This is a genomic window from Geomonas sp. Red276, assembly GCF_054784495.1.
On sequence record NZ_BLXW01000005.1, the window covers coordinates 41,038 to 62,193 of the forward strand.

A 21,156-nucleotide genomic window follows, 5' to 3' on the forward strand; every position below is an offset into this window, starting at 1 on the left:
TCTTCCGGGTCGTCTGCCATGGCTCACTTTCCCCCGAAAACGGCCGCGTCGGCACCACCTACCGCCCGGGTCAGTAGTAGCTTCGCAAGGTTGTGCTGGTAGAGGCTGGAAAGCTCGGCCTCGTGGGCGGCGGCCACCGACTGCTGGGCCTGGACCACCGCGAGGTTGTTGTCGATCCCGGCGGCGAAGCGCTCCTGCGCCTGGGCCAGCGTGGCCTCGGCGAGCTCGGTGTTCCTGGTGGCAAGCTGGACCTGGCGGGCGGCCGCCTGCATGTCGAGGATGGCGGTCCGCACCTCGTACTCGATCCTTCCCCGCAGATCCTCCAGCTCGTCGCGGCGCTGCTTCACCAGGGCCTCGGCCCGCAGCACGTCCCCGTGGATCTTCCCCCCCTCGAAGATCGGAAGTGTCAGGCTCCCCACGATGTGGTAGGTCTCCTTCATGGTGGAGAGGGTGAGACCGGTGGCGCCGTAATCGGCATCGAGCACGAGGGCGGGAAGCCGCTGGGCGAGGGCGGCCGTGTGGGTCGATTCGGCGGCCTTCACGAGACGCTCGGCGGCCCGGTAATCGTCGCGGGAGGCGAGGGCGCGGGTGATCAGCTCATGAGCGGGGAGGACGAGGACCGGCTCGAAGGGAGCCTGGTCGGTGAGGGTCACTTCCTCCCCGACGGGGAGCCCGATCATCCGGTTGAGGGTGAGCTTCTGCTTGGCGAGGTCGTTCTCCGCCACGATCAGCTGCTGGGTCCTCGCCAGCACCTCCACCCGGGCCCGCAGCTCGTCGATCCCGGGGGTGACGCCGGCCTTGTGGAGCTCGACGGCGCGGTCGAGGATGGTGTTGGCGGTGACCAGCTGGGCCGCCACCGTCTGGACCCGGGCCTCGGCGGTCAAGGCCTGGAGGTAGGCGGCGCCGACGGCGACCACCACCAGCTCGCGGGCATCCTTTTCCGAGTAGCTCGCCGCCGCGACCTCGTGGCTGGCGGCGCGCGTCCGCTCGATCGCCTCCAGGTCGAAGATCCGCTGAGTGAGGAAGATCCTGCCGTCGTAATAGTTGAAGGGGCCGACTACGGAGGGGACGCCGGGGACCGAGATGCCGGTGATGGCGAGGCTTTCCTTGAGGTGATGGACGCTTGCCGAGGTGATGAGGTTGGGGAGGAGCCTGCTGAGCTCCACCCAGCGCCGGCCGCGGGCGGATTCGATCCCCTCCCGGGTCAAGAGCAGCCCCAGGTTGTTGGCGAGCCCGATCTCGATGGCCCGTTGCATGGAGAGGGGAAGCAGTTCGTCGGCGGCGACCCGGGGGCCGCGCGGGAGGCTGCCGCTGAACTCGGGAGCGACGTTGACCGCCGGGCCGGGAGGGATAATGAGTCCGGTGTAGGTGGACTCCTGGGCGTAGGACGAAGGGATGGCTAGGAGCAGGACGAGCAAAGCGGCCCACAGCATCGGAAAACGATTGGATGGTATCAGGCGCCTCAGGTGCATCAGCCGGAAACCTCCCGCGGGGGAAATCCTGACTCACCACAGCTACTTAACTACCATGAATCCTTTCTGCCGATCCCAGCGGTACCCTTTGCCGTTCCAGATGTCCTCTATGGTCTTCCAGTCGAGCCCGAGCCCCTTCATGTCTTCGCAGATGAAGTAGGCCGGCATGATCTCGTTGTCGTCGATGACGCTGTCGCCGTTGGCGTCCGCCCAGTGCCAGTTGCCGATCCGGACCGCGTCGCTGCCGCCGATGGTCTCGGTCCGGGTGTCGTTGCCGGTCCTGATCACGATCTCCCCCTTGAACCTCCCGGTCGCCGAGAGGGGGGAGTCGGGGACCCGGACCGTGTAGGAGAGCACCACCGGGGAGTTGCCGTGGGGGACCAGCCACTTCATCGAGGTGCCCGAGGCCGAGGTGGCCGGCATCGAGCTGAAGATCCGGAACCCGGCCGGGGCAGACTCCTTGACGATGAAATTCACCGGCTCGCCCGGAGGCCGCGAGAGCTTGATCTGGACCGGGATCAGCTCGCCGGGCGCAGCGAAGGACGGGGCCCAGCGGACGGCGACCGGCGGGGCGGACGGCCGGCGCGTGAAGAGGTATCCGGCCACCAGGACCGCTACCAGGACGGCAGCCAGCAGGAGCCGGGGGAGCTGGCGTTCGCGGGCGGGCTCGGGCGGGGGAGGGGAAGTCTCTTCGGCCGGCTCCTCCTGCCGCAGGATCTCCTCCAGCCCGACCTCCAGCGCCTGGGCCAGCTTCTCGGCGTTGTCGCGCTTGATGGTCGGATAGCGGTTGTTCTCCCAACGGGAGATGGTGTCGGTGGTCACCCCGACCACGCTAGCCACGTACAGCTGGGTCAGTTTCTTGGTCTCGCGAACGTTCCGGATCCTTGTTCCGTCGATGGCGACACTGGGGGGTGGAGTTCTATCGGGCCTGTCGGAAGCCTGGTCCATCTCTAAGGTTTCTCCTCCCGTCATTTCAGCACATTGGGGACCCGACATCGGGTCACACTGCTATAGATGTCGATACCCAGAGCGTACACGCAATGGTAGTTTTTGCTACAGTTCGCAGCAAAATTTACCAACCTGAAAGGAGCAGTACCATGAAAAAGTTTATCGCCTCTCTTGCAGTGATCGCCTTCAGCGCTTCCATGGCCATGGCCGCCGACGTAATGACATTCCCCGCCAAACCCGGTAACGTCACCTTCCCTCACAAGAAGCACCAGGAGATGCTCAAAGACTGCAAGATCTGTCACCAGAAGGGCCCCGGCAAGATCGAAGGGTTCGGCAAAGAGTTCGCCCACTCTACCTGCAAGGCCTGCCATGCAGAAAAGGGAGCCGGCCCCACCAAGTGCTTCGACTGCCATAAGAAGTAAGGCACCTTGGTTAAATCCAGCCCGCCTCCGCCTGAACCGATCCAGTGTCGCCTAAGCTCCTCCAGCTAGGATCGAGAAGGGGGGGGGACTGGGGCCACTCCTGAGCGAGCCGCCTGACGACCCCTCCCCTTCAAGGGGAGGGACAGGGTGAGGATGGGGGTGGACCGGTAAAAGAGAGAGCCTCGGCACGCTGCGCGCCGGGGCTCTTCCTTTTTCAACGCGATGGGCGACGGGAAAACCACCCTCACCCGGCCTTCGGCCACCCTCTCCCCTGAAGGGGCGAGGGTAGGGGAGTGCAGGGCCTTCGGCTCACCCCTGAAGGGGGGAGGGGATTTGGAGGCTAGATCCCGCCGCCGCTGTGCATCTTTCCGGTGCAGCAGGGCTTCGTCTCAGTGCTCACCGCCTCCTGGTGGGCCGGGCCGGACGGGCAGCCGAGCAGGTGATGGAAGGCGGCGGTGCCGCGCAAGGCGGTGGTGACTCCGAGCAGGATCAGGATGGCCCCTCCCGCCTTAGGCGCCCAGCTCCTCAGGTGCAGCTTGGTAATCCGGGTCACTGCCCCCAGGGTCAGCAGGGGTATGGAGGTTCCCACCCCGAGGGCGAACATGGTGGCCGTCCCGCTCATCACCGAGCCGGTCTGCAGGGCGTAGGCGAGGAAGGCAACCACGATCGGGCAGGGGAGAAAGCCGGTGGCCATGCCGAGCGTGAGGGCGGCGCCGGGGGAATTCCCCTTGAAGAACCTGCCGCTGAAGGATGCGATCAGGCCGGCGCAGGAGCTGAACGGGCCGGTGCCGCGGATCGGGAGGAGCCCAAGAAGGCTCAGCCCCATCAGGATGATGACTCCACCGGCAAGGTAGGTGAGGAGGTTCCGGAAGAGGGGGTTGTTGAAGAAGAGGGAGGAGAGAAAGCTTCCCGCATAGCCGGCCACGGCCCCCAACAGCGTGTAGGTGAGGATCCTCCCCCCCTGCCAGAGGAGCTGTCCGGCGATCATCCGGTTGCGGTCTTTTTCCTGGGAGAGGTGGAGGACGAAGCCGCCGCACATCCCGAGGCAATGGGCGAAGGCAAGGAGGCCGCCGGCGAAGCCGATCCAGAGGTTGTGGCTGACCATCTGCATGATGATGGGTCCTTTCTGTGGCTAATGGAGATGAGGAGCTCTTCGATTACATTAGATTAACAGGAACTTTGCAGAAGTCTCCCGCTGCCGACCGTTTTTTATGGGTTCATTCAGGTGGGGACCGGCTCCGCCAGGTGCCTGTCCCCTTGGGTTTGGAGGAAGGCGGCCGGGTTGAGATAGCGTTCCGCCAGGGGGACAGGCACCTACGGAGCCAGTCCCCTCTGCCTTCCGGCGGAGAGCGAACGGACGTGGAGGGCCAGGTACCAACGGTATTCAGGGGGGACTACCCGCTCCAGGACCGGTTCATGTCCCACCCCGGTCAGCATGGCGCGGACGACTTCGCCATCGCGGAAGCCCGCAACGTGCGCGCTCCTGAGATCGGCGGGGCGGGGGACGTAGCTTTCACCGACGGGGCCGTCACCGGCGCCGGTGTCGCCGTGACAAAAGACGCAATAGTAGAGGTAGTAGACCTGGGCGGCGGCCAGGTTTTGCGGGGTTGGAGGGAGCGGGTTTTTCAGCAGGGGCGCCTCCCCGGGAGATGGGATGCGGGCGGGAACCGTCACCGTTACGCTGTCGGCGGGGCGCTGCGGCATGATCATCTGGAACTCGCGCAGGTGGTGCTGTACGGTCATGCGCGGCCCCTCGTACAGCACGAAAAGGAACAGGGCGCCGAACAGCAGCGGGGGGATGACGATGGCCCCTATCAGCAGCTTCTTTTTCACTTTCTGGCTCCTTGCGGCTTCAACTCCGCCGGTACCGGGTTCTGTGGCTGGGCCTCGGGGAGGGGCGGTATCTGCCGTGGCAGCTTGCGCGCCACGGGTGGCGTCCTGGTTGAGTAGGGGGAGTCCGCCGGGGTGTCGGCGAACTGGCCGAAGTCCCAGTAGCGGGGAGCGTCGGGCACCACCACGTACACTATCCAGCCAAAGATCATGATCGCCGCGCTGAAGGCGATGATGATCAGCCAGCTGGCCAGGACGGAGATCTCCTGGTCCTCGTCGAATCGGGGAAATTCCATGTCGGCCTCACCAGTTTGGCGGATTAGCGCTCTTGGACATGACGGTGGCGATGGTGAAGATGGCGCTTCCGAGCACGATCAGGATCAGCACCCAGGGGACGAAGCTAAGCAGCCAGCGGAAGAAGTTGGGAGGCGCGGTCACCTCGATCTCCTCCGCCTTCTTCTCCACCCCGCGCGGGTGCCACATCGCCTGGTAAATGAGGCAGAAGAGGAGCGCCAGCGCGATGCCGGCCAGAAGGGTCGCCACGATCCACTGGTTTTGCTGGACGTAGATGTACAGCATCATGGCTGCGGCCTCCCGCTTTTGGTAGCCAGCGCACCCTGCTCGTCACCATCCTTGGGGATCCCGCTTTCCAGCGGGAGGTACCGGGCCCGGTCCTGGTCCTCGAATTGGCCGGAACGGATGGCCCAGAGGAAAAAGCCCCACAACCCCCCACACATGAGGAGAAAGAAGAGCGCCCACATCACCAGAAAGGTCGTTCCCTCGAAGGGGCTTGGCATCAGGTTCTCCTTTCACCGGTGGCCACGCCGGGCAGTCTGCATGCGGCACTGCAAGACAAATTTCCACTAATTCCCCCTTCATCAAGGGGGACCTCAAATACATCTCCCGAGGAACCTTCGGCGGGTCATCGGGCGGCCGGGGCCCCGGCGGGCAGGGCCGGCGGCTTGTACGGGTTTTCCCACTCATCCTCGTAGGAGGCGTCGATCCCCCTCGGTTCGATGTTGGCGTCGGTGTAGCCGACGAAGTAGACCCCGAGGTAGTTCGCCAGCTCCCAGATCTTCTCGGACTCCAGGTGCTTCTTGAAGTACGGCATGCCGGTGCCGGTGATGCCGTTCATGATCTGGTAGTAGAAGATCCCGCCGATGTACCGGTTCTCGACCAGGTGCCGCCTAAGGGTGGTGAAGTTGAGCGGCGGCGGGAAGACGTCTTTGGCGGCCGGCCCCTTGCCGTCGCCGATCGGGCCGTGGCAGTTGATGCAAAACTCCTGGTAGATCAGCTTCCCCCGCTGCAAGGCGGCCTGGGTGGCGGGATACGGGTTCGGCATCCTGCGCCAGACTTCGGGGACCTGGCTGTGGAGCCACTCGACGTTCTGGTCCGGCCCGGAGTTGTAGGCGGCGACGGCCAGCTCCTTCCACTTCTTCTGGCGCCGCTCCCGCCGGTCCGCCGCTTTCCCCCCCAGCGCCTGCACGTAGGCGGTCAACTGCCTGATATCCTTCTCACCCAGGAACTCCCAGGAAGGCATCAGCGAAATCGGGCTCGTGTAGCGGGGGTTCTTGAAGTGGGCAAGGTGCCAGTCGTCCGGGTGCTCCCCACCCTCCTGCGAGAGGTCGGGGCCGGTCCGCTCGCTCCCCAGGATCGCCGGTTCCACCCCGACGTAGTCGCCGCTCTGGGCGATCCTCTCGGCGCCGATGTCCCAGTCGCTGTTCCTGATGAAGAGCGAGTGGCAGTAGCTGCAGCCGTTGTCGACGTAGAGCCGGTGGCCGGCCTCCTCTTCGGCGGAGAGGGGGCGCCAGATCTCGGAGGGGGTCTCCTTCATGGTCATGGAGGGGATACCGACGATGATGAAGCTGGAGGCCCAAAAGACCATGAGCGCGCCGATGATGAGCAGGGCCGGGGTCATTTTCATGCCGCTTCCTCCGCCCGTTGCAGCTCCTCGGCCGAAAGCTCTTCGCCGCGCCACAGGGTCATCGCCAGGTTGTACAGGCCGACGAAGGCGGCGGTCAGGATGAAGATCCCGAGCGCGGCGCGGCAGATGAAGTAGGGGGCGAGCTCGGGGAGCACCCGGTAGACGGTCTCGCCGTTATGCCAGGCGCCACCCTGGATCAGGCCGGCGGTGGTGAGGACCAAGAAGAAGCCGGTGAGGCCGACGGTGATGAGGCCAAACTGCAGGCTCACCAGCTTTTCGCTGTAGAGGCTCTTCCCGGTGACGAGCGGGATCAGGTGCCACATGGTGCCGAGCGCGATGTAGCCGCCGAAGCCGAGCATGGCGATGTGGGCGTGCCCGACCGTCCAGTTGTTGAAGTGGGTCACCCGCTGCATGAAGGGAAGCGACTGCAACGGCCCCTGGATGCAGGTGACGATGTACCAGACGATCCCTCCCATGACGAGCCTCGCCGCCGGATCGCTCCAGACCCTCCCCCCGAAGAAGCGGGCGGTGAGCCAAAGGTTCAGGACGACGATGGAGACGGGGACGATCATGGCCACCGAGTCGACCACCGACACCGTCTTCAGCCAGTTGGGGATCGGGGACTGGAGGACGTGGTGCCCGCCGATGTGGGTGTAGAGCGCCACCAGGAACCAGAATCCCGCCAGCGAAAGGGTGTGGGAGTTGAGCGGGGCGCGGGCGGCGCGGGGGATGACGAAGTAGGCGGCGCCGGTGGCGAGCGGGGTGATCAGCAGGCCGGGGAGGTTATGGCCCCAGAACCAGAGGAAGAGGGAGTCGATGAGCCCCGGCATGGCCCCGGTGGAGGGATGCCACATCACGTTTCCCAGCGGATAGTTGCAGGCGGTCCATAGCAGGGCGGCGACCAGATACCAGACCGAGACGTAGAGCTGCTTCTCGCGCCGGTGGGCGATGGTCATCACGATATCCACGATCAGGCAGAGCACGGCGATCATAAGGGAGACGTCGGCCCAGAAGACGTACTCGCTGTATTCGCGCCCCTGGGTGTAGCCGAACGAGAAGCAAAGCGGGCCGCTCGCGATGGTGATGTTCCAGAAGACGAAGCCGACCCAGGCGAGCGGCTCAGACCAGAGGCGGGTCCGCAGGAGGGCGGGAACGTAGTAGAGCCCGGCGCCGATCAGCATGGTCCCGGTGAAGCCGTAGAGCATGGTGTTGACGTGGATGGGGCGCTCGCGCCCGAAGACCAGCGCCGGGATGTTGGAGAAGAATTCGGGGGAGACGAAGTGGATGGCCGAGACCATGCCGTAGAGGGCGCCGACCACGAACCAGGCGGCACCGGCCAACATGAAGGCCAGCGAGGCTCCCTGCGGTTTCTGGATGAACTTGATCATCACGGGTCCTTTCTCGATAACTGCCCGGCGCTCTAAATGGTGGGACTGGCTACCGGTGACAGGCGAAGCAGTCATGGGTTGCGTGGTGGTCGCGGTGACACTGGATGCAGAATCCCATCTCGAACTTCTTCGCCTTCACCACCCGGTCCATCCGGGAGACTTCACCATGGCACCAGCTGCAGTCGAAGCCGCGCTGGATGTGCATGGAGTGGTTGAAATAGACGAACTCGGGGAGCCAGTTGACCCGTTCCCAGACCACCGGGATATTGTGGTCGTAGTGGTAGCGGAGCTTCCTGATGAACGGGTGCTCGACGATGATCCGCGAGTGGCATAACAGGCAGGTCTGCAACGGGGGGATCCCCGCCCGCGAGGAGTACGTCACCCCCGTGTGGCACATCAGGCAGCTCAGCCGCTTATAGGTGACGTGAACCCGGTGACTGAAGGGGATCGGCTGGCGCGGGCCGAGGCCGGCCGGGTAGAGGGCCCCCAGGTCGACCAGGGCCGCCACCACCGCCAGCACGGCGATCACCACCGCGGCCAGGTCGGCCCAAAGCGGACGGCTCCGCTTCCTCGCTTGCTTGTCTTCGGCGCGGTCCCGCCTCATGGCCGTCCCTCATCACCTTCGCCGGCCACCGGTCGTTGGGGGAGGTAGCGGTGGAACATCTCCATCCCGAGTCCCAGGATGCCGAGGTTGGCGGCGGCCAGGGAGAGCTCGCTCAACCCGAGGGAGAGCCTCACCTGGAAGGTCGGCGCCACCAGCCACCAGCGCTCGATCCACATCCCCACCAGCACGAGGAGGCAGATCCCTCCAAGCGACCACCGGGTACGCTTGGCCTTGATGGTCAACAGGAGCACCAGGGGGCCGAAGTAGACCAGGCCGAGCAAAAGGTAGCTCACTCCCCGCCACGATGCGTTGTTCATGCGCGGCACGAGGAAGCGGATCTCCCTCGGGAGGTTCTCGTACCAGAAGGGAAGGAGGTGGGCGTACATCAGGTAGGTGCTCATCAGGCTGAAGGCGACCACGAGCTTGCCGATGTCCTGCAGCTGGTCCGGTTCCGCCTGCGACCCGAGGGTGGCCAGCAGTCCCCAGCAGGCGATGGCGATGTACAGGCCGGACATGAAGAAGTACCCCCCGGCCAGGTTGCTGTGCCAGTGGGGATCGAGCCCCATGACCAGGTCGAAACCCAGGAGCGAGAAGGTGAGGGCATAGACCAGCACGAGCACCGGCCCGGAGATCCGCGAGCGGCCGTGGCGGCGCCGGTGGAGGTAGAGGGCGGCGGTGGCCCAGAAGATCAAAAGCACGGTGAAATCGCGGCCGAAGAGAAAGGAGTTGTTGAGCCAGCCGCCCTGCGCGAACTGGCGCTGGTACCAGGGCGCCCAGGCAGGGCTCCCGATCCAGAGGACGACCAGGATGGCCAGGGAGGGGACGGCAAAGCCGATGCCCGCCGCCGGGAGGCGGTCGATCCCGAGGTGCCAGCGGCCGTTGCAGCTCTCGACCACCGCCGGCCAGACCACCAATCCCCCCGACAGCGAGGTGAAGAAGAGGAAGTTGATCAGCAGGGCGCGCCAGGCCCGCTCCGGGTCGGCCCCGTTGAGAAGCAGCGCCCAGAGACCGCACCCTCCCACCGCGAGGAGGAACCAGAGCACAACCCGGGCCGAGGCCGGAAGCGGGGGGTTACTGGTGGACATGGAATTCCTCCGGTAAGGCCGGCATCATCAGCTCCTTGAGCTTCGCCACCTCGTCGGCCGGGCAGCTCACCAAAAGACCGAAGCGGTCGCGGCTGAAGCGGTCGTCGTAGAAGGGGGCGGTCTTCAGCCGGTACAGCCGGGAATAGAAGATGAGGGCGGCCAGGTTGAAGAGGCTCCCGAGCAGGATGGTTCCCTCGAAGCCGATCACGCAGAAGGGAATCCAGGCCAGCGGCGGCTTTCCCCCCACGATGAGGGCGTTGACGAGGGCCGTTCCCCCGGCCAGCCAGAAACCGCCCAAAAGCCCGCTGATGCCGCCGATGAGGGTGATGACCCGGACCGGGCTCTTCGGCTGGCGGAGGACATCTTTGAGCTCCTCGATCTTCACCGGGGAGAAGGTTTCCATCACCCCGAAGCCGGCGTTGCAGGTTCTCTCGACCGCCTCCAGGAGCCGGCGGGGGCTGCGGAATACGGCCAGCACGCAGGGGGAGAGGGGATCGATGGCCTGGTGGACGATATTCAGGCACTCCCTGCCGGGCGCCATCTCCTCCTCGGCGACCTTCTCCTTCAGTTCGCTCAGCGGGACGGTCGGCAGCAGCTTCGTGAACCCGAAGAACCAGAAGAAGAAAAAGCCGAAGGATCCCAGGGTGATGCTGAGCTCCACCCAGGTCGGCAGGTAGCTTCCCCAGTTGTGGGGGAGAAAGTCGTGGGCGAGCGAGGTGAAGATGATCATCAGGCGCTCGAACCACATCCCGAGGTTTATGAAGAGCGAGATGACGAAGAGGGCGACGATGTTGGTGCGGACCTTCTTGAAGACGAAGAGAAGCGGAATGACGACGTTGCAGACCACGCAGAGCCAGAACATCCAGTCCACCGGGCCGGCGATCCGCCATTTGTAGAACTGCCACTCGACCAGGTCTCCCGAGTACCAGGAGATGAACCCTTCCACCACGTAGGCGTAGCCGACGATGGAGCCGGTGAGGATGATGGTCTTGGCCACCGCCTCGAAGTGGCGGACCTTGATGAGCCTCTCCAGGTGGAGGAGCTTGCGCATCGGGATGACCAGGGTGAGCACCATGGCGAGACCGGAGTGGATGGCGCCTGCCACGAAGTAGGGGGGGAAGATGGCGCTGTGCCACCCCGGGAGAAGGCTCATGGCGAAGTCCCAGGAGACGACCGAGTGGACCGAGACCACGAGCGGCGTGGCCAGGGCGGCGAAGAAGAGGTAGGAGCGGCCGTAGTGGTGCCATTGGGAGCCGGTGCCGGACCAGCCGAGGCTCATGGCGCGGTAGAGCCTGGTGCGGAAGGCGACGGGGCCGTGCCTGTCGAGGTAACGGTCGCGGGCGGCGGCCAGGTCGGGGATGAGTCCCACCAGCCAGAAGATGAGGCTCACCGTGAAGTAGGTGCCGACCGCGCAGACGTCCCAGACCAGGGGGCTCACGAAGTTCGGCCAGATCTGGCGCTGGGACGGGTAGGGGATGATGTAGTAGAAGGCCCACAGGCGCCCGAGGTGGATGAGCGGGAAGAGGCCGGCGGTCATGACGGCGAAGATGGTCATCGCCTCCGCCGAGCGGGAGACGGCGTTACGCCAGTCGGCCCGCAAGAGGTACAGGATGGCGGAGATCAGGGTCCCCGAGTGGGCGATCCCGACCCAGAAGACGAAGTTGGTGATGTAGACCGCCCAGCAGACCGGGCGGTTGAGGCCGGTGACCCCCATGCCGAACTGGACCTGGTAGGTCCAGCAGAGCGCTCCCCACCCGATAATCGCGGCCAGAAAGGCGAGGGCGAGGAAATAGGGGATCCCCGGCTTCTGCATCGCCTGGAGAACGTCGTCGTTGATCTCACCGTATCCGAGGTCCGCCACTGTATTCTCCCTGTTACTTACCCTCGCCCCTTTTAGGGGGGGGCCGCAGGCCGGGTGAGGGTGGTTCAAAGTTGTAGGGTGGAAACCCCGTGAGCTCCCGGACCACGGCACCCTCCCGTTCAAGGGGAGGGACAGGGTGAGGATGGGGTTACCCGTCGATATCCACCCGCCTGAGGAACGTCACCGCCGGCTTGGTGTTCAGCTCCTCCAGCAGGTGGTAGCGGCGCGGGTCGGTCCGGGTGAGCCGGGACACCTCGGAGTTGGGGTCGAGGAGGTCCCCGAAGGTGTAGGCCTTGGCCGGGCACGACTGCGCGCAGGCCGGCTGGATCTCGCCGTCGCGGACCGCCCGCTTCTCCCGCACCGCCCGGTACTCCGCCTGCCGGATCCGCTGGACGCAGAAGGTGCATTTCTCCATCACCCCCCGCGTCCTGACCGTCACCTCCGGGTTCAGCTGGAGGTCGAGCGGTTTGTGCCACTTCACGTTGCACCAGTTGAAGCGCCGCACCTTGTACGGGCAGTTGTTCGAGCAGTAGCGGGTCCCGATGCAGCGGTTGTAGATCTGGGCGTTCAGCCCCTCCTCGTTGTGCATGGCGGCGAAGACCGGGCAGACCGGCTCGCAGGGGGCGGCGTCGCAGTGCTGGCAGAGCAGCGGCAGCCAGCCGAGGCGGAGCGGGCTCCCCGGCTTGCGGTAGGGGGCCACCCGCAGCCAGGCCATCTCGCGGCCGTTACCCACCTTCTCCCGTCCGATCACCGCGACGTTGTTCTCCGCGTAGCAGGCCACCGCGCAGGCCCCGCAGCCGATGCAGCGCTGCAGGTCGACCACCATCGCCCACCGGTGCTTGGTGTACTCGCGCTTTGCGTACATGTCCTTGTCATTACGGTACCCCTCCGGCAGCGGAAGGATCAGCTCGTCCCCCTGGCCGGGGGCCATCTTCGAGAGGCGGGAGAGGGGGACCCACTGGGCGATCTCGCGCCCGATCTGGCTCTTGGTGGGGGCGGTCCTGACCAGGCAGTCGCCGGTCGCGGGACCGACCCGGCGGATCCGGCAGCGTCCGAACGGCGAGGCTCCCGCCGCCCCCGGCAGGAGCTGGAACGGGTTGGCGCCGATCCCGGCCGCGTTCCGCCCGAGGGCGCCGTGCCCCTCTCCGAAGGCGATCCCAGCCATCCCGTCGGAGATCTCCTGGGTGATCCGGACCGGCGCCTGGAGGCTTCCGAAGCTGGTGACCAGCTCGGCGAGGTCTCCGGAACGGATGCCGAGCGACTTGGCCCTCAAGGGGTGGAGATCGATCCAGTTCCCCCAGACGATGAAGGTCACCGGGTCGGGGGCCTCCTGCAGCCATCCCCGGTTGGCCAGGCGTCCGTCGAAGAGCATGATCGAAGGCCAGGCCCAGATCTCCACCGTGTCCGACTGCGCCGGTACCGTGACCGGGGGGGCGAAGGAGACGGTGCCCATCCCCGAGGCGGCCGGCATGGCGCCCCCCGGCAGGGTGCCCTTCCAGACGCCGCCGTTTCTGAGCGCGGTGGTCCAGAAGGATTCCTCTCCCCCGCTGGTCACCACCCCGCTCCAGCGCCTTTTCAGCCATTGCTCGAAGCTGGCCGGCGCCTCCCCGGTGCCGCGGGTGAGCGGTTTGCCCGCCCGGCGGGCGAGGTCGAGGAGGATGTCTCCCGGCGATCGGGTATCGTAGAGCCTCCCCATGGTCGGCTGCATGATCCCCTCGATCCCGGCGGAAGGTGCGTAGTCTCCCCACGACTCCAGCGGGTAGTCGGCGGGGAGGACCCAGTGCGCCCGTTTGGCCGTCTCGTCCATCATGGTGCCGAGGTAGACGACGGTCCCGACCCGGCCGAGCTGGGCGGTCACGCCGGGACGGGTGAAGACCGGGTTGCAGTCGTGGATGAAGAGGACGTCCTGCGGGCCGAGCGAGGCGAGCAGCGAGGTCACCTCCGCCTCGGTCGCGGTGGTGCTCAGGGCATGGGGATGGGTGAAATCGACGGCATCGGTCCGGGCCGCGTAGTTGAGGAGTCCGGCGCAGAGGGCGGCGTCGACGGCGGTGGCGCCGGTGGCGCCGGTGGCGCCGGTGGGCCCCGCGAGCGCCACCGGGGAGCGGGCGGAGATGAAGGCCCGGGTCAGCTCCTCGAGGGCGTGCGGGGATATCGAGGTCACCGGCCCCTCGGCCGCCAGCAGCGCGTCGATCTGCCGCCGGACCGCCGTGAGGTCGTTCTTTTGCCACCCCTTCTCGATGATGATCCGGAGCATGGAGGCGGCCAGCACCCGCTCGTGGCCGGCCGGGACCTGGATGAAGGTATCCGCATTGGCGGCCGTCATCGAGAGGCGGGGACCGGCGTAGGCGAAGCGGCTCATGCTCTTTCCGCCCCGGTAGGTGTGCATCACGGCGAACTGGGAGGCAAACGACACCGGCGAGACCCAGGTCTCCAGGTAGTCCGCCGACAGGCTCAGGATGAAGTCGCTCGTTTCCAACCGGTAGTTCGGGATGACCGCTCTTCCGAAAAGCTCCTGGTGGGCTACCCGGAGTGCCTCGTAATTAAATGGTTCGTAGAAGAGGATCCGGTTTCCCCCGAAGGCCCCGGCGAATCCCTTCATGACCTCGGCCAGCGATCCGGTCTGCAGGTTCGACACGATGGCCGCCCTTCCCCCGCCTTTGAGCGATCCGGCCACCGCCTGCATCGCCTCTTCCCACGACGCCTCGCGTTCACGCTCCCCCTTCACCCGCCGCACCACCCGCGTCAGCCGGTCCGGATCGTAGAGCCCCTGGAGCGACGACTGCCCCCGGGCGCAGAGCCCCCCCCGGTTGACCGGGTGGTTGGGGTTTCCTTCCGCCTTGGTCACCCGGCCGTCGCGATGCCACAGCTGCATCCCGCAACCCGCGGGACACTCCCGGCAGGTGGTGGCGAAAAGGGACCACTCTCCGGGGCGGATGTCCTCCGGCGGAATGACTTGCGGGATCAATTTATTGATGGCCTTTCTCGGGGCGTTGGAGGCCAGCGCGAAACCGGTCCCGCCGGTCAGCCACATGAAAGTGCGTCGGGACATCTTGGACATCGTGTACCTCGTGGCCGTCCGGATGGGTTGCCTGACGGAGGATCCGGGCGGAATGCCGGAGCGTGCACATCCCCCTGCGCCCTCGGCAAAAGGGGGTGCCGGCGTCCACCGATACCATGGCGAGCGCCCTCGGAAGTCGTGCGGTGATGGGGGGAGGTAATTAGGTGAAAATTTATTAATGTATTAACAGGGGCAACCTCATTGTCAAGGGAGGCCTCCGGGGATGGGGTCGGCCAAGCGCCGGGTGCCCGCGGTGCCGCTCCCCACGCCTTCTCACGGGAGGCGGCCGGTGGCCCGGCCGGGCGCGGTTGACAAATGGGAGCCGATCCCTAGACTTGCTAATAAATTAAAAAATTCAAATCGATGGCGGGGTTCCCATGGCAACGACGAGCGACTACTTGGTGCAGAGGCTCTACGATTGGGGTGTGCGGACGGTCTACGGCTTCCCGGGGGACGGGATCAACGGGGTGATGGGAGCCCTCAACCGGGAAAAGGAGAAGGTCACCTTCGTCCAGGCCCGGCACGAGGAAGAGGCGGCCTTCATGGCCTGCGCCCACGCCAAGTTCACCGGCCAGGTCGGCATCTGCATCTCCACCTCGGGGCCGGGGGCCATTCACCTGCTGAACGGGCTCTACGACGCCAAGCTCGACCACCAGCCGGTGGTCGCCATCGTCGGGCAGCAGGCGACCGCGGCCCTGGGGGCGGACTACCAGCAGGAGGTGGACCTCATCTCGCTCTTCAAGGACGTCGCCCACAACTACGTGCACATGGCGACCAACCCGTCGCAGATCCGAACCCTGGTGGACCGCGCCATCAGGATCGCCCTGGCCGAGAAGAGCGTCACCTGCATCATCCTCCCCAGCGACGTCCAGGAACTCGATGCGGTCACCTCGCCCGACCGAAAGCATGGCACCACCTTCACCGGGCTCGGCTTCACCCGGCCGGACATCGTCCCCGCCCGCGACGACTTGAAGCGTGCGGCGGATGTCCTCAACGCGGGGAGAAAGGTCGCCATGCTGGTGGGGGCGGGCGCCCTCGGGGCTTCCGAGGAGATCGCGGTGGTCGCCGAGATGCTTGGGGCCGGGGTCGCCAAGGCGCTCCTCGGCAAGGCCGCCATCTCCGACGATCTCCCCTACGTCACCGGCTCCATCGGGCTCTTGGGGACCAAGCCGAGCTACGAGATGATGATGGAGTGCGACACCCTGCTGATGGTCGGAAGCGGCTTCCCCTATTCCGAGTTCCTCCCCAAGGAGGGGCAGGCGCGCGGGGTGCAGATCGACATCAGTCCCCGCATGCTCGGCCTTCGCTACCCGATGGAGGTGAACCTCCAGGGGGATGCGACGCTGACCCTGCGGGCGCTGGTTCCCCTTCTGCAGCGCAAGGGGGACCGCCACTGGCGGGAGGGGATCGAGAAGAACGTCAAGGAATGGTGGGAGATCATGCAGGCCCGGGCCATGCTCCCGGCCAACCCGATCAACCCGCAAAGGCTCTTCTGGGAGCTCTCGCCCAGGCTTCCCGAGAACTGCATCCTCACCTGCGACTCCGGCTCGTCCGCCAACTGGTACGCGCGCGACCTTAAGGTGCGTCCCGGGATGATGGCTTCCCTCTCCGGCGGTCTCGCCACCATGTGCCCCGGGGTCCCCTACGCCATCGCGGCCAAGATGAACTATCCCGACCGGCCGGTGATCGCCATGGTGGGGGACGGTGCCATGCAGATGCTGGGGATCAACAACATGATCACCATCTCCAAGAACTGGAAGAACTGGTCGAACCCCCGCCTGATCATCCTGGTGCTGAACAACCGGGACCTGAACCAGGTGACCTGGGAGCAGCGGGTCATGAACGGCGACGCCAAGTTCAGCGGTTCGCAGGATGTCCCGGCCTTCCCGTACGCCCGCTACGCCGAGATGATCGGCCTGGAGGGGATCGAGATCAGCGCACCCGACCAGGTAGCGGCAGCCTGGACGGTAGCCCTCTCGGCGGACCGGCCGGTGGTGATCGACGCCCACTGCGACCCGGACGTCCCCCCGCTTCCCCCCCATATCACCTTCGAGCAGGCCAAGGGGTTCCTCACCTCGCTCATGAAGGGTGATCCCAACATGGGCGGGATCGTCAGCCAGTCGGCCAAGCAGATGATGTCCACCTTCCTGACGAGAAGCGAGAGGAAGGAGAAGTAACAAAAGCTGCCCTCACCCGGCCTTCAGCCACCCTCTCCCCCAAGGGGGGCGAGGGGACAAGAGGCAACGTTTCCCCTTAGAGTGAACAATAGGAAGGGCGCTTCGACCACCTCTTACGGGGGGCGATGCCCCCCCTCGCCCCTTCAGGGGAGGGGTGAGGGGTGAGGGAGGCCTTTCTTCTCGTAATCCGTGGTCGCTTTGAACCTTGGGGGGCCGAGCGGCCGGCGTAAGGTTCCCTCCCCTTCAAGGGGAGGGGCAGGGTGAGGATGGGGTGAGAAGCCGCAGGGGGAATCGATGACCGCAGCCAGCATCGACCGCATCGAAGTGGAGAGCTACCGGATACCGACCGAGCGGCGGGAGTCGGACGGGACCTACGTCTGGGAGGCGACCACCCTGGTGGTGGTGCAGATGAGCGGCGGAGGCGCCGACGGGATCGGCTACAGCTATGCCGATGCGGCATCCGCCGCCCTCATCCGGGGAAAGCTCGCCGAAGTGCTGCGCGGTCGCAGCCCCTACGATATCCCCGCCTGCTGGAAGGCGATGATCGGCTCCCTCCGCAACCTCGGCGAGGCCGGGATCGGGATGCTGGCGGTCTCCTGCCTCGATGTGGCGCTCTGGGACCTGAAGGCGAAACTCAGCGGCCTGCCGCTCGTCGACCTGCTGGGGGGAGCGCGGGAGTCGATTCCCATCTACGGCAGCGGCGGGTTCACCTCCTACAGCATCGAGGAACTCCAGCGCCAGCTCGTCGGGTGGGTGACGGAAGGGATCCCGCGGGTGAAGATGAAGATAGGCCGGGATCCCCAGGCCGACCCGGACCGGGTGCGGGCGGCACGCGAGGCGATCGGGGCGGAGCCGGACCTCTTCGTGGACGCCAACGGCGGCTACGACCGCAAGCAGGCCCTCGACGTGGCGGAGGTGCTGGGAGGCTATGACGTCTCCTGGTTCGAGGAACCGGTCGTCCACACCGATTTCGAGGGGCTTCGTCTCATGAGGGATCGGGCCCCTCCGGGGATGGAGATCTCGGCCGGGGAGTACGGTTTCAGCGTGGACTATTTCCGGAGCATGCTGCAGGCGGGAGCGGTGGACGTGCTGCAGGCCGACGCGACCAGGTGCGGAATCACAGGTTTCCTCACCGCCGCCTCCCTCTGCGAAGCATTCCACGTGCCGCTCTCCTCCCACTGCGCGCCCTCCCTGCATATCCCCCTCTGCTGCGCGGCACCGGCGGCGCGGCATCTCGAGTACTTCCACGACCATGCACGGATCGAGCGGATGCTTTTCGACGGTGTGGTGGAGCCGGCCCACGGCGAGCTGGCGCCGGATCGTTCCCGCCCGGGGCTGGGGATCGAGCTGCGAGAGGAGGAGGCCAAGGGCTTCCGGATCTGATGGACAACTCCTTCAGGAGGTAACAACCCGATGGCGCGACCCGAGGAGAGCGAGAAGTTCGTGGCCGACAACCTGAATGCGGGCGCGCTGGAGGCCGACCTCAAGTACGAGGTCGACGGCGAGGTCCGTTTCGACTCAACCAGCCGGGCACTCTACTCGACCGATGCGTCCAACTACCGCCAGATCCCGATCGGGGTGGTCATCCCCCGGACCAGGGAGGCGGTGGTCAAGACGCTGGAGATCTGCCACCGCCACCGCGCCCCCGTGGTCTCCCGGGGAGGGGGGACCGGCCTCTGCGGGCAGACCTGCAACGTCGCCGTGGTAATCGACCATTCCAAGTACCTCAACAAGATCCTCGAGCTCAATGTGGAGGAGCGGTGGGCCCGGGTGGAGCCGGGAGTCATCCTCGACCACCTGCGCGACCTCGCCGAAGAGCACCACCTCACCTTCGGGCCGGACCCGGCCACCCACAACCACAACACGCTGGGGGGGATGATCGGCAACAACTCCTGCGGGACCCATTCCGTCATGGCCGGCAAGACGGTGGACAACATCCTGGAAATGGAGGTGGTCACCTACGACGGTGTCCGCCTGACGGTGGGACCCACCTCGGAGCGGGAGCTGAAGGAGATCATCGCCGAAGGGGGGAGAAGGGGGGAGATCTATGCCGGCCTGAAGGAGATCCGCGACCGCTACGGCGACGAGATCCGGGCCCGCTACCCCAAGATCCCGCGCCGGGTCTCCGGGTACAACCTCGACGAGCTTTTGCGGGAGAACGACTTCAACGTGGCCCGCGCCCTGGTCGGCTCCGAATCCACCCTGGTGACCGTCCTGGAAGCGAAGGTACGCCTGGTGCACAGTCCGCCTGCCCGTTCCGTGCTGGTCTGCGGCTATCCCGACGTCTACAGCGCAGGCGACCATATTCCCGATCTCATGAAGTTCAAGCCGGTGGCGCTCGAAGGGCTCGACAACCTGCTGGTGGATTTCATGAAGAAGATGGGGGAGCATCTCGAGGACCTCACCCTCTTGCCGTCCGGGGGCGGCTGGCTGGTCGCGGAATTCGGCGGGGACACCAAGGAGGAATCGGACGGCAAGGCGAAAAAGGCCATGGAGGTCCTCTTCAAGGCGGACAACCCGCCGGCCATGAAGCTCTACGTCGATCCCAAGGAAGAGACGCGGATGTGGGAGATCAGGGAGTCCGGGCTGGGGGCGACCGCCAACGTTCCGGGACTGCCGCTCAGCTGGCCGGGGTGGGAGGACGCGGCGGTGCCGCCGGACAAGCTCGGGGGATACCTGCGGGAATTCAAGCAGCTCCTCGACGACCATAAGCTGATCGCCTCGCTCTACGGCCATTTCGGGGATGGCTGCATCCATTGCAGCATTTCCTTCGAACTCGCCTCCCATGCAGGGGTGAGCAGCTTCATGTCGTTTCTGGACAAGGCCTCCGATCTGGTGGTGAAGTACGGCGGCTCCTTCTCCGCCGAACACGGGGACGGACAGTCCAAGGCGATCTTCCTCAGGAAGATGTTCGGCGACGACCTCATCGAGGCGTTCAGGAAGTTCAAGTTCCTTTGGGACCCGCAGTGGAAGATGAATCCGGGGAAGATCGTCGATCCTTACCTCCCGGACCAGAACCTCCGCCTGGGGCTGGATTACAACCCCAGGCAGCCGGACACCTGGTTCAAGTACCCGAGTGACCAGGGGAGTTACGCCACGGCGTCGCTTCGCTGCGCCGGGGTCGGCAACTGCCGCCGGACCCACGACGCCTTCATGTGCCCGAGTTTCCTCGCCACCCGCGAGGAGATGCACACGACACGCGGCAGGGCCCGGGTTCTCTTCGAGATGATGCGCAACAGCTTCATCAAGGACGGGTGGAAGAGCAAGGAGGTGCGGGAGGCGCTGGAGCTGTGCCTTTGCTGCAAGGGGTGCAAGGGTGAGTGCCCGGTCAACGTGGACATGGCGACCTACAAGGCGGAGTTCCTCTCCCACTACTACCGGCATCGCCTCCGTCCGCTGGCCGCCTACTCGATGGGGCTCTTCGGAGTCTGGGGAAGGGTGGGCGCCAGGATGCCGCGCATCGCGAATTTCTTCACCCACGCACCGTTTTTCAGCACGGTGATGAAGGAGATAGGCGGCATCGCCGGCGAGCGTGAAATGCCGGTGTTCGCCACCGAGAGCTTCACCGACTGGTACCGGCAGAGGGAGAAGCAGCCGGACACCGGCCGGAAGGTGGTCCTCTATCCCGATATCTTCAATGACTGCTTTTTCCCGGAAACCCTCAGGGCGGCGCTGGAGGTCCTGGAACGCTTCGGCTACAGCGTGATCGTCCCGGACGACCCTCCCTCCACGGTCCGCCCGCCCATGGACTACGGGATGATCGCCTACGCTAGAAAGCGCGTGTTGAAGGTGGTCGAGCAGATGAGCACCTTCACCCGGCGGGGGATCCCGATCGTGGTCATGGAGCCGAGCACGGCGGCGGTCTTCCGGGACGAGCTTCCCAACCTCATGCCGACCCACGAGGACGGCAAGCGGATGACCGCCAACACCATGGTGCTCGCCGAATACATGAAGAAGGAAGGGCTGGAGGGGCCGAAGTTCCCGGCCAAGGCGCTGCTGCAGACCCACTGCCACCAGAAGGCGGTCCTCGACGGGGAGGCGGAGCGCGAGGTCTTGCGGAAGATGGGGGTGGATTTCAGCGAGCCGGAGCAGGGATGCTGCGGGATGGCGGGATCCTTCGGGTTTGAGAGGGACAAGTACGAGGTGTCGATGAAGATCGCGGAACAGAACCTTCTGCCGGCGGTGAAAGGGGCCCCCACCGAAACCTTCATCATCGCCGATGGCTTCAGCTGCAGGACGCAGATCATGCAGGGGACCAACCGGCAGGTGATCCATCTGGCCGAGTTCCTGAAGCTCGCCTTCGACCGGGCGGAGGAGGCCGGGATGGTCACTCCCCGCGATATCCCCCCTGCCCTTAACGTTTGAGTCCCGCAGCTGCCGGACCGCT

General features: G+C 65.7%; 17 protein-coding genes. 4 read left to right on the forward strand and 13 right to left on the reverse strand.

All coding sequences use genetic code 11. The features are described from left to right. Nucleotides 1–23: 23 nt before the first annotated feature. Both ACYVL5_RS05220 and ACYVL5_RS05225 read right to left on the reverse strand, forming a co-directional pair. Complete coding sequence (locus ACYVL5_RS05220) at nucleotides 24–1,472, reverse strand: TolC family protein (protein ID WP_460594498.1); 1,449 nt, start codon at nucleotides 1,470–1,472, stop codon at nucleotides 24–26. Between the two features lie 42 nt (nucleotides 1,473–1,514). Next, nucleotides 1,515–2,420: a helix-turn-helix transcriptional regulator gene (locus tag ACYVL5_RS05225; RefSeq protein ID WP_460594499.1), complete on the reverse strand. Its 906-nt coding sequence runs from the start codon at nucleotides 2,418–2,420 to the stop codon at nucleotides 1,515–1,517. Nucleotides 2,421–2,569: 149 nt separating this feature from the next. Between ACYVL5_RS05225 and ACYVL5_RS05230 the strand changes: the two genes are divergently transcribed. Continuing rightward, on the forward strand, nucleotides 2,570–2,842 hold the full coding sequence (locus ACYVL5_RS05230; protein ID WP_460594500.1) for a cytochrome c3 family protein: 273 nt from the start codon (nucleotides 2,570–2,572) through the stop codon (nucleotides 2,840–2,842). Between the two features lie 340 nt (nucleotides 2,843–3,182). Here the strand turns inward: ACYVL5_RS05230 and ACYVL5_RS05235 are convergent, their stop codons facing one another. The 11 genes from ACYVL5_RS05235 to ACYVL5_RS05285 form a co-directional block, all read right to left on the reverse strand. Continuing rightward, nucleotides 3,183–3,953 (reverse strand): sulfite exporter TauE/SafE family protein, encoded by a 771-nt coding sequence (locus tag ACYVL5_RS05235; protein WP_460594501.1) that lies wholly within the window; start codon nucleotides 3,951–3,953, stop codon nucleotides 3,183–3,185. A 203-nt stretch (nucleotides 3,954–4,156) separates the two neighbouring features. Continuing rightward, nucleotides 4,157–4,675 (reverse strand): c-type cytochrome, encoded by a 519-nt coding sequence (locus ACYVL5_RS05240; RefSeq protein WP_460594502.1) that lies wholly within the window; start codon nucleotides 4,673–4,675, stop codon nucleotides 4,157–4,159. After that, nucleotides 4,672–4,968 (reverse strand): hypothetical protein, encoded by a 297-nt coding sequence (locus ACYVL5_RS05245; protein WP_460594503.1) that lies wholly within the window; start codon nucleotides 4,966–4,968, stop codon nucleotides 4,672–4,674. The genes ACYVL5_RS05240 and ACYVL5_RS05245 overlap by 4 nt, the downstream gene beginning before the upstream one ends. A 7-nt stretch (nucleotides 4,969–4,975) precedes the next feature. Next, on the reverse strand, nucleotides 4,976–5,254 hold the full coding sequence (locus ACYVL5_RS05250) for a hypothetical protein (RefSeq protein WP_460594504.1): 279 nt from the start codon (nucleotides 5,252–5,254) through the stop codon (nucleotides 4,976–4,978). Further along, a complete protein-coding gene (locus ACYVL5_RS05255; RefSeq protein ID WP_460594505.1) occupies nucleotides 5,251–5,469 on the reverse strand; it encodes a cbb3-type cytochrome oxidase assembly protein in 219 nt (72 codons plus the stop codon). The genes ACYVL5_RS05250 and ACYVL5_RS05255 overlap by 4 nt, the downstream gene beginning before the upstream one ends. Before the next feature lie 125 nt (nucleotides 5,470–5,594). Then, nucleotides 5,595–6,596, reverse strand: a complete 1,002-nt coding sequence (locus ACYVL5_RS05260) for a cbb3-type cytochrome c oxidase subunit II (RefSeq protein ID WP_460594506.1) — start codon at nucleotides 6,594–6,596, stop codon at nucleotides 5,595–5,597. Beyond that, nucleotides 6,593–7,984, reverse strand: coding sequence for a heme-copper oxidase family protein (locus ACYVL5_RS05265; protein WP_460594507.1), 1,392 nt, complete (start codon nucleotides 7,982–7,984; stop codon nucleotides 6,593–6,595). The genes ACYVL5_RS05260 and ACYVL5_RS05265 overlap by 4 nt, the downstream gene beginning before the upstream one ends. A 49-nt stretch (nucleotides 7,985–8,033) precedes the next feature. Then, nucleotides 8,034–8,588 carry a cytochrome c3 family protein gene (locus ACYVL5_RS05270; protein ID WP_460594508.1) on the reverse strand — a complete coding sequence of 185 codons (555 nt, stop codon included), beginning with the start codon at nucleotides 8,586–8,588 and terminating at the stop codon, nucleotides 8,034–8,036. Next, a complete protein-coding gene (locus tag ACYVL5_RS05275) occupies nucleotides 8,585–9,673 on the reverse strand; it encodes a hypothetical protein (protein WP_460594509.1) in 1,089 nt (362 codons plus the stop codon). Before ACYVL5_RS05275 ends, ACYVL5_RS05270 begins: the two co-directional genes overlap by 4 nt. Further along, on the reverse strand, nucleotides 9,660–11,534 hold the full coding sequence (locus tag ACYVL5_RS05280) for a quinol:electron acceptor oxidoreductase subunit ActD (RefSeq protein ID WP_460594510.1): 1,875 nt from the start codon (nucleotides 11,532–11,534) through the stop codon (nucleotides 9,660–9,662). The genes ACYVL5_RS05275 and ACYVL5_RS05280 overlap by 14 nt, the downstream gene beginning before the upstream one ends. A gap of 148 nt (nucleotides 11,535–11,682) precedes the next feature. After that, complete coding sequence (locus tag ACYVL5_RS05285; protein WP_460594511.1) at nucleotides 11,683–14,583, reverse strand: 4Fe-4S dicluster domain-containing protein; 2,901 nt, start codon at nucleotides 14,581–14,583, stop codon at nucleotides 11,683–11,685. A 386-nt stretch (nucleotides 14,584–14,969) separates the two neighbouring features. Here ACYVL5_RS05285 and ACYVL5_RS05290 point away from each other — a divergent pair, with 386 nt between their 5' ends. From ACYVL5_RS05290 to ACYVL5_RS05300, 3 genes are all read left to right on the forward strand, one after another. Then, nucleotides 14,970–16,769, forward strand: coding sequence for a pyruvate oxidase (locus ACYVL5_RS05290; RefSeq protein WP_460594512.1), 1,800 nt, complete (start codon nucleotides 14,970–14,972; stop codon nucleotides 16,767–16,769). Nucleotides 16,770–17,063: 294 nt separating this feature from the next. Further along, the gene (locus ACYVL5_RS05295; protein ID WP_460594513.1) at nucleotides 17,064–18,152 is read left to right on the forward strand and encodes an enolase-like domain-containing protein; all 1,089 of its coding nucleotides are present in this window, start codon (nucleotides 17,064–17,066) and stop codon (nucleotides 18,150–18,152) included. Between the two features lie 30 nt (nucleotides 18,153–18,182). Then, the gene (locus ACYVL5_RS05300) at nucleotides 18,183–21,134 is read left to right on the forward strand and encodes an FAD-binding and (Fe-S)-binding domain-containing protein (RefSeq protein WP_460594514.1); all 2,952 of its coding nucleotides are present in this window, start codon (nucleotides 18,183–18,185) and stop codon (nucleotides 21,132–21,134) included. Nucleotides 21,135–21,156 lie beyond the last annotated feature (22 nt).

Excerpts from the sequence above, each read along its gene's own strand:
- ACYVL5_RS05220 (WP_460594498.1), bottom strand. The coding sequence starts at position 1,472 with ATGCACCTGAGGCGCCTGATACCATCCAATCGTTTTCCGATGCTGTGG.
- ACYVL5_RS05225 (WP_460594499.1), bottom strand. The coding sequence starts at position 2,420 with ATGGACCAGGCTTCCGACAGGCCCGATAGAACTCCACCCCCCAGTGTC.
- ACYVL5_RS05230 (WP_460594500.1), top strand. The coding sequence starts at position 2,570 with ATGAAAAAGTTTATCGCCTCTCTTGCAGTGATCGCCTTCAGCGCTTCC.
- ACYVL5_RS05235 (WP_460594501.1), bottom strand. The coding sequence starts at position 3,953 with ATGCAGATGGTCAGCCACAACCTCTGGATCGGCTTCGCCGGCGGCCTC.
- ACYVL5_RS05245 (WP_460594503.1), bottom strand. The coding sequence starts at position 4,968 with ATGGAATTTCCCCGATTCGACGAGGACCAGGAGATCTCCGTCCTGGCC.
- ACYVL5_RS05250 (WP_460594504.1), bottom strand. The coding sequence starts at position 5,254 with ATGATGCTGTACATCTACGTCCAGCAAAACCAGTGGATCGTGGCGACC.
- ACYVL5_RS05255 (WP_460594505.1), bottom strand. The coding sequence starts at position 5,469 with ATGCCAAGCCCCTTCGAGGGAACGACCTTTCTGGTGATGTGGGCGCTC.
- ACYVL5_RS05260 (WP_460594506.1), bottom strand. The coding sequence starts at position 6,596 with ATGAAAATGACCCCGGCCCTGCTCATCATCGGCGCGCTCATGGTCTTT.
- ACYVL5_RS05265 (WP_460594507.1), bottom strand. The coding sequence starts at position 7,984 with ATGATCAAGTTCATCCAGAAACCGCAGGGAGCCTCGCTGGCCTTCATG.
- ACYVL5_RS05270 (WP_460594508.1), bottom strand. The coding sequence starts at position 8,588 with ATGAGGCGGGACCGCGCCGAAGACAAGCAAGCGAGGAAGCGGAGCCGT.
- ACYVL5_RS05275 (WP_460594509.1), bottom strand. The coding sequence starts at position 9,673 with ATGTCCACCAGTAACCCCCCGCTTCCGGCCTCGGCCCGGGTTGTGCTC.
- ACYVL5_RS05285 (WP_460594511.1), bottom strand. The coding sequence starts at position 14,583 with ATGTCCCGACGCACTTTCATGTGGCTGACCGGCGGGACCGGTTTCGCG.
- ACYVL5_RS05290 (WP_460594512.1), top strand. The coding sequence starts at position 14,970 with ATGGCAACGACGAGCGACTACTTGGTGCAGAGGCTCTACGATTGGGGT.
- ACYVL5_RS05295 (WP_460594513.1), top strand. The coding sequence starts at position 17,064 with ATGACCGCAGCCAGCATCGACCGCATCGAAGTGGAGAGCTACCGGATA.
- ACYVL5_RS05300 (WP_460594514.1), top strand. The coding sequence starts at position 18,183 with ATGGCGCGACCCGAGGAGAGCGAGAAGTTCGTGGCCGACAACCTGAAT.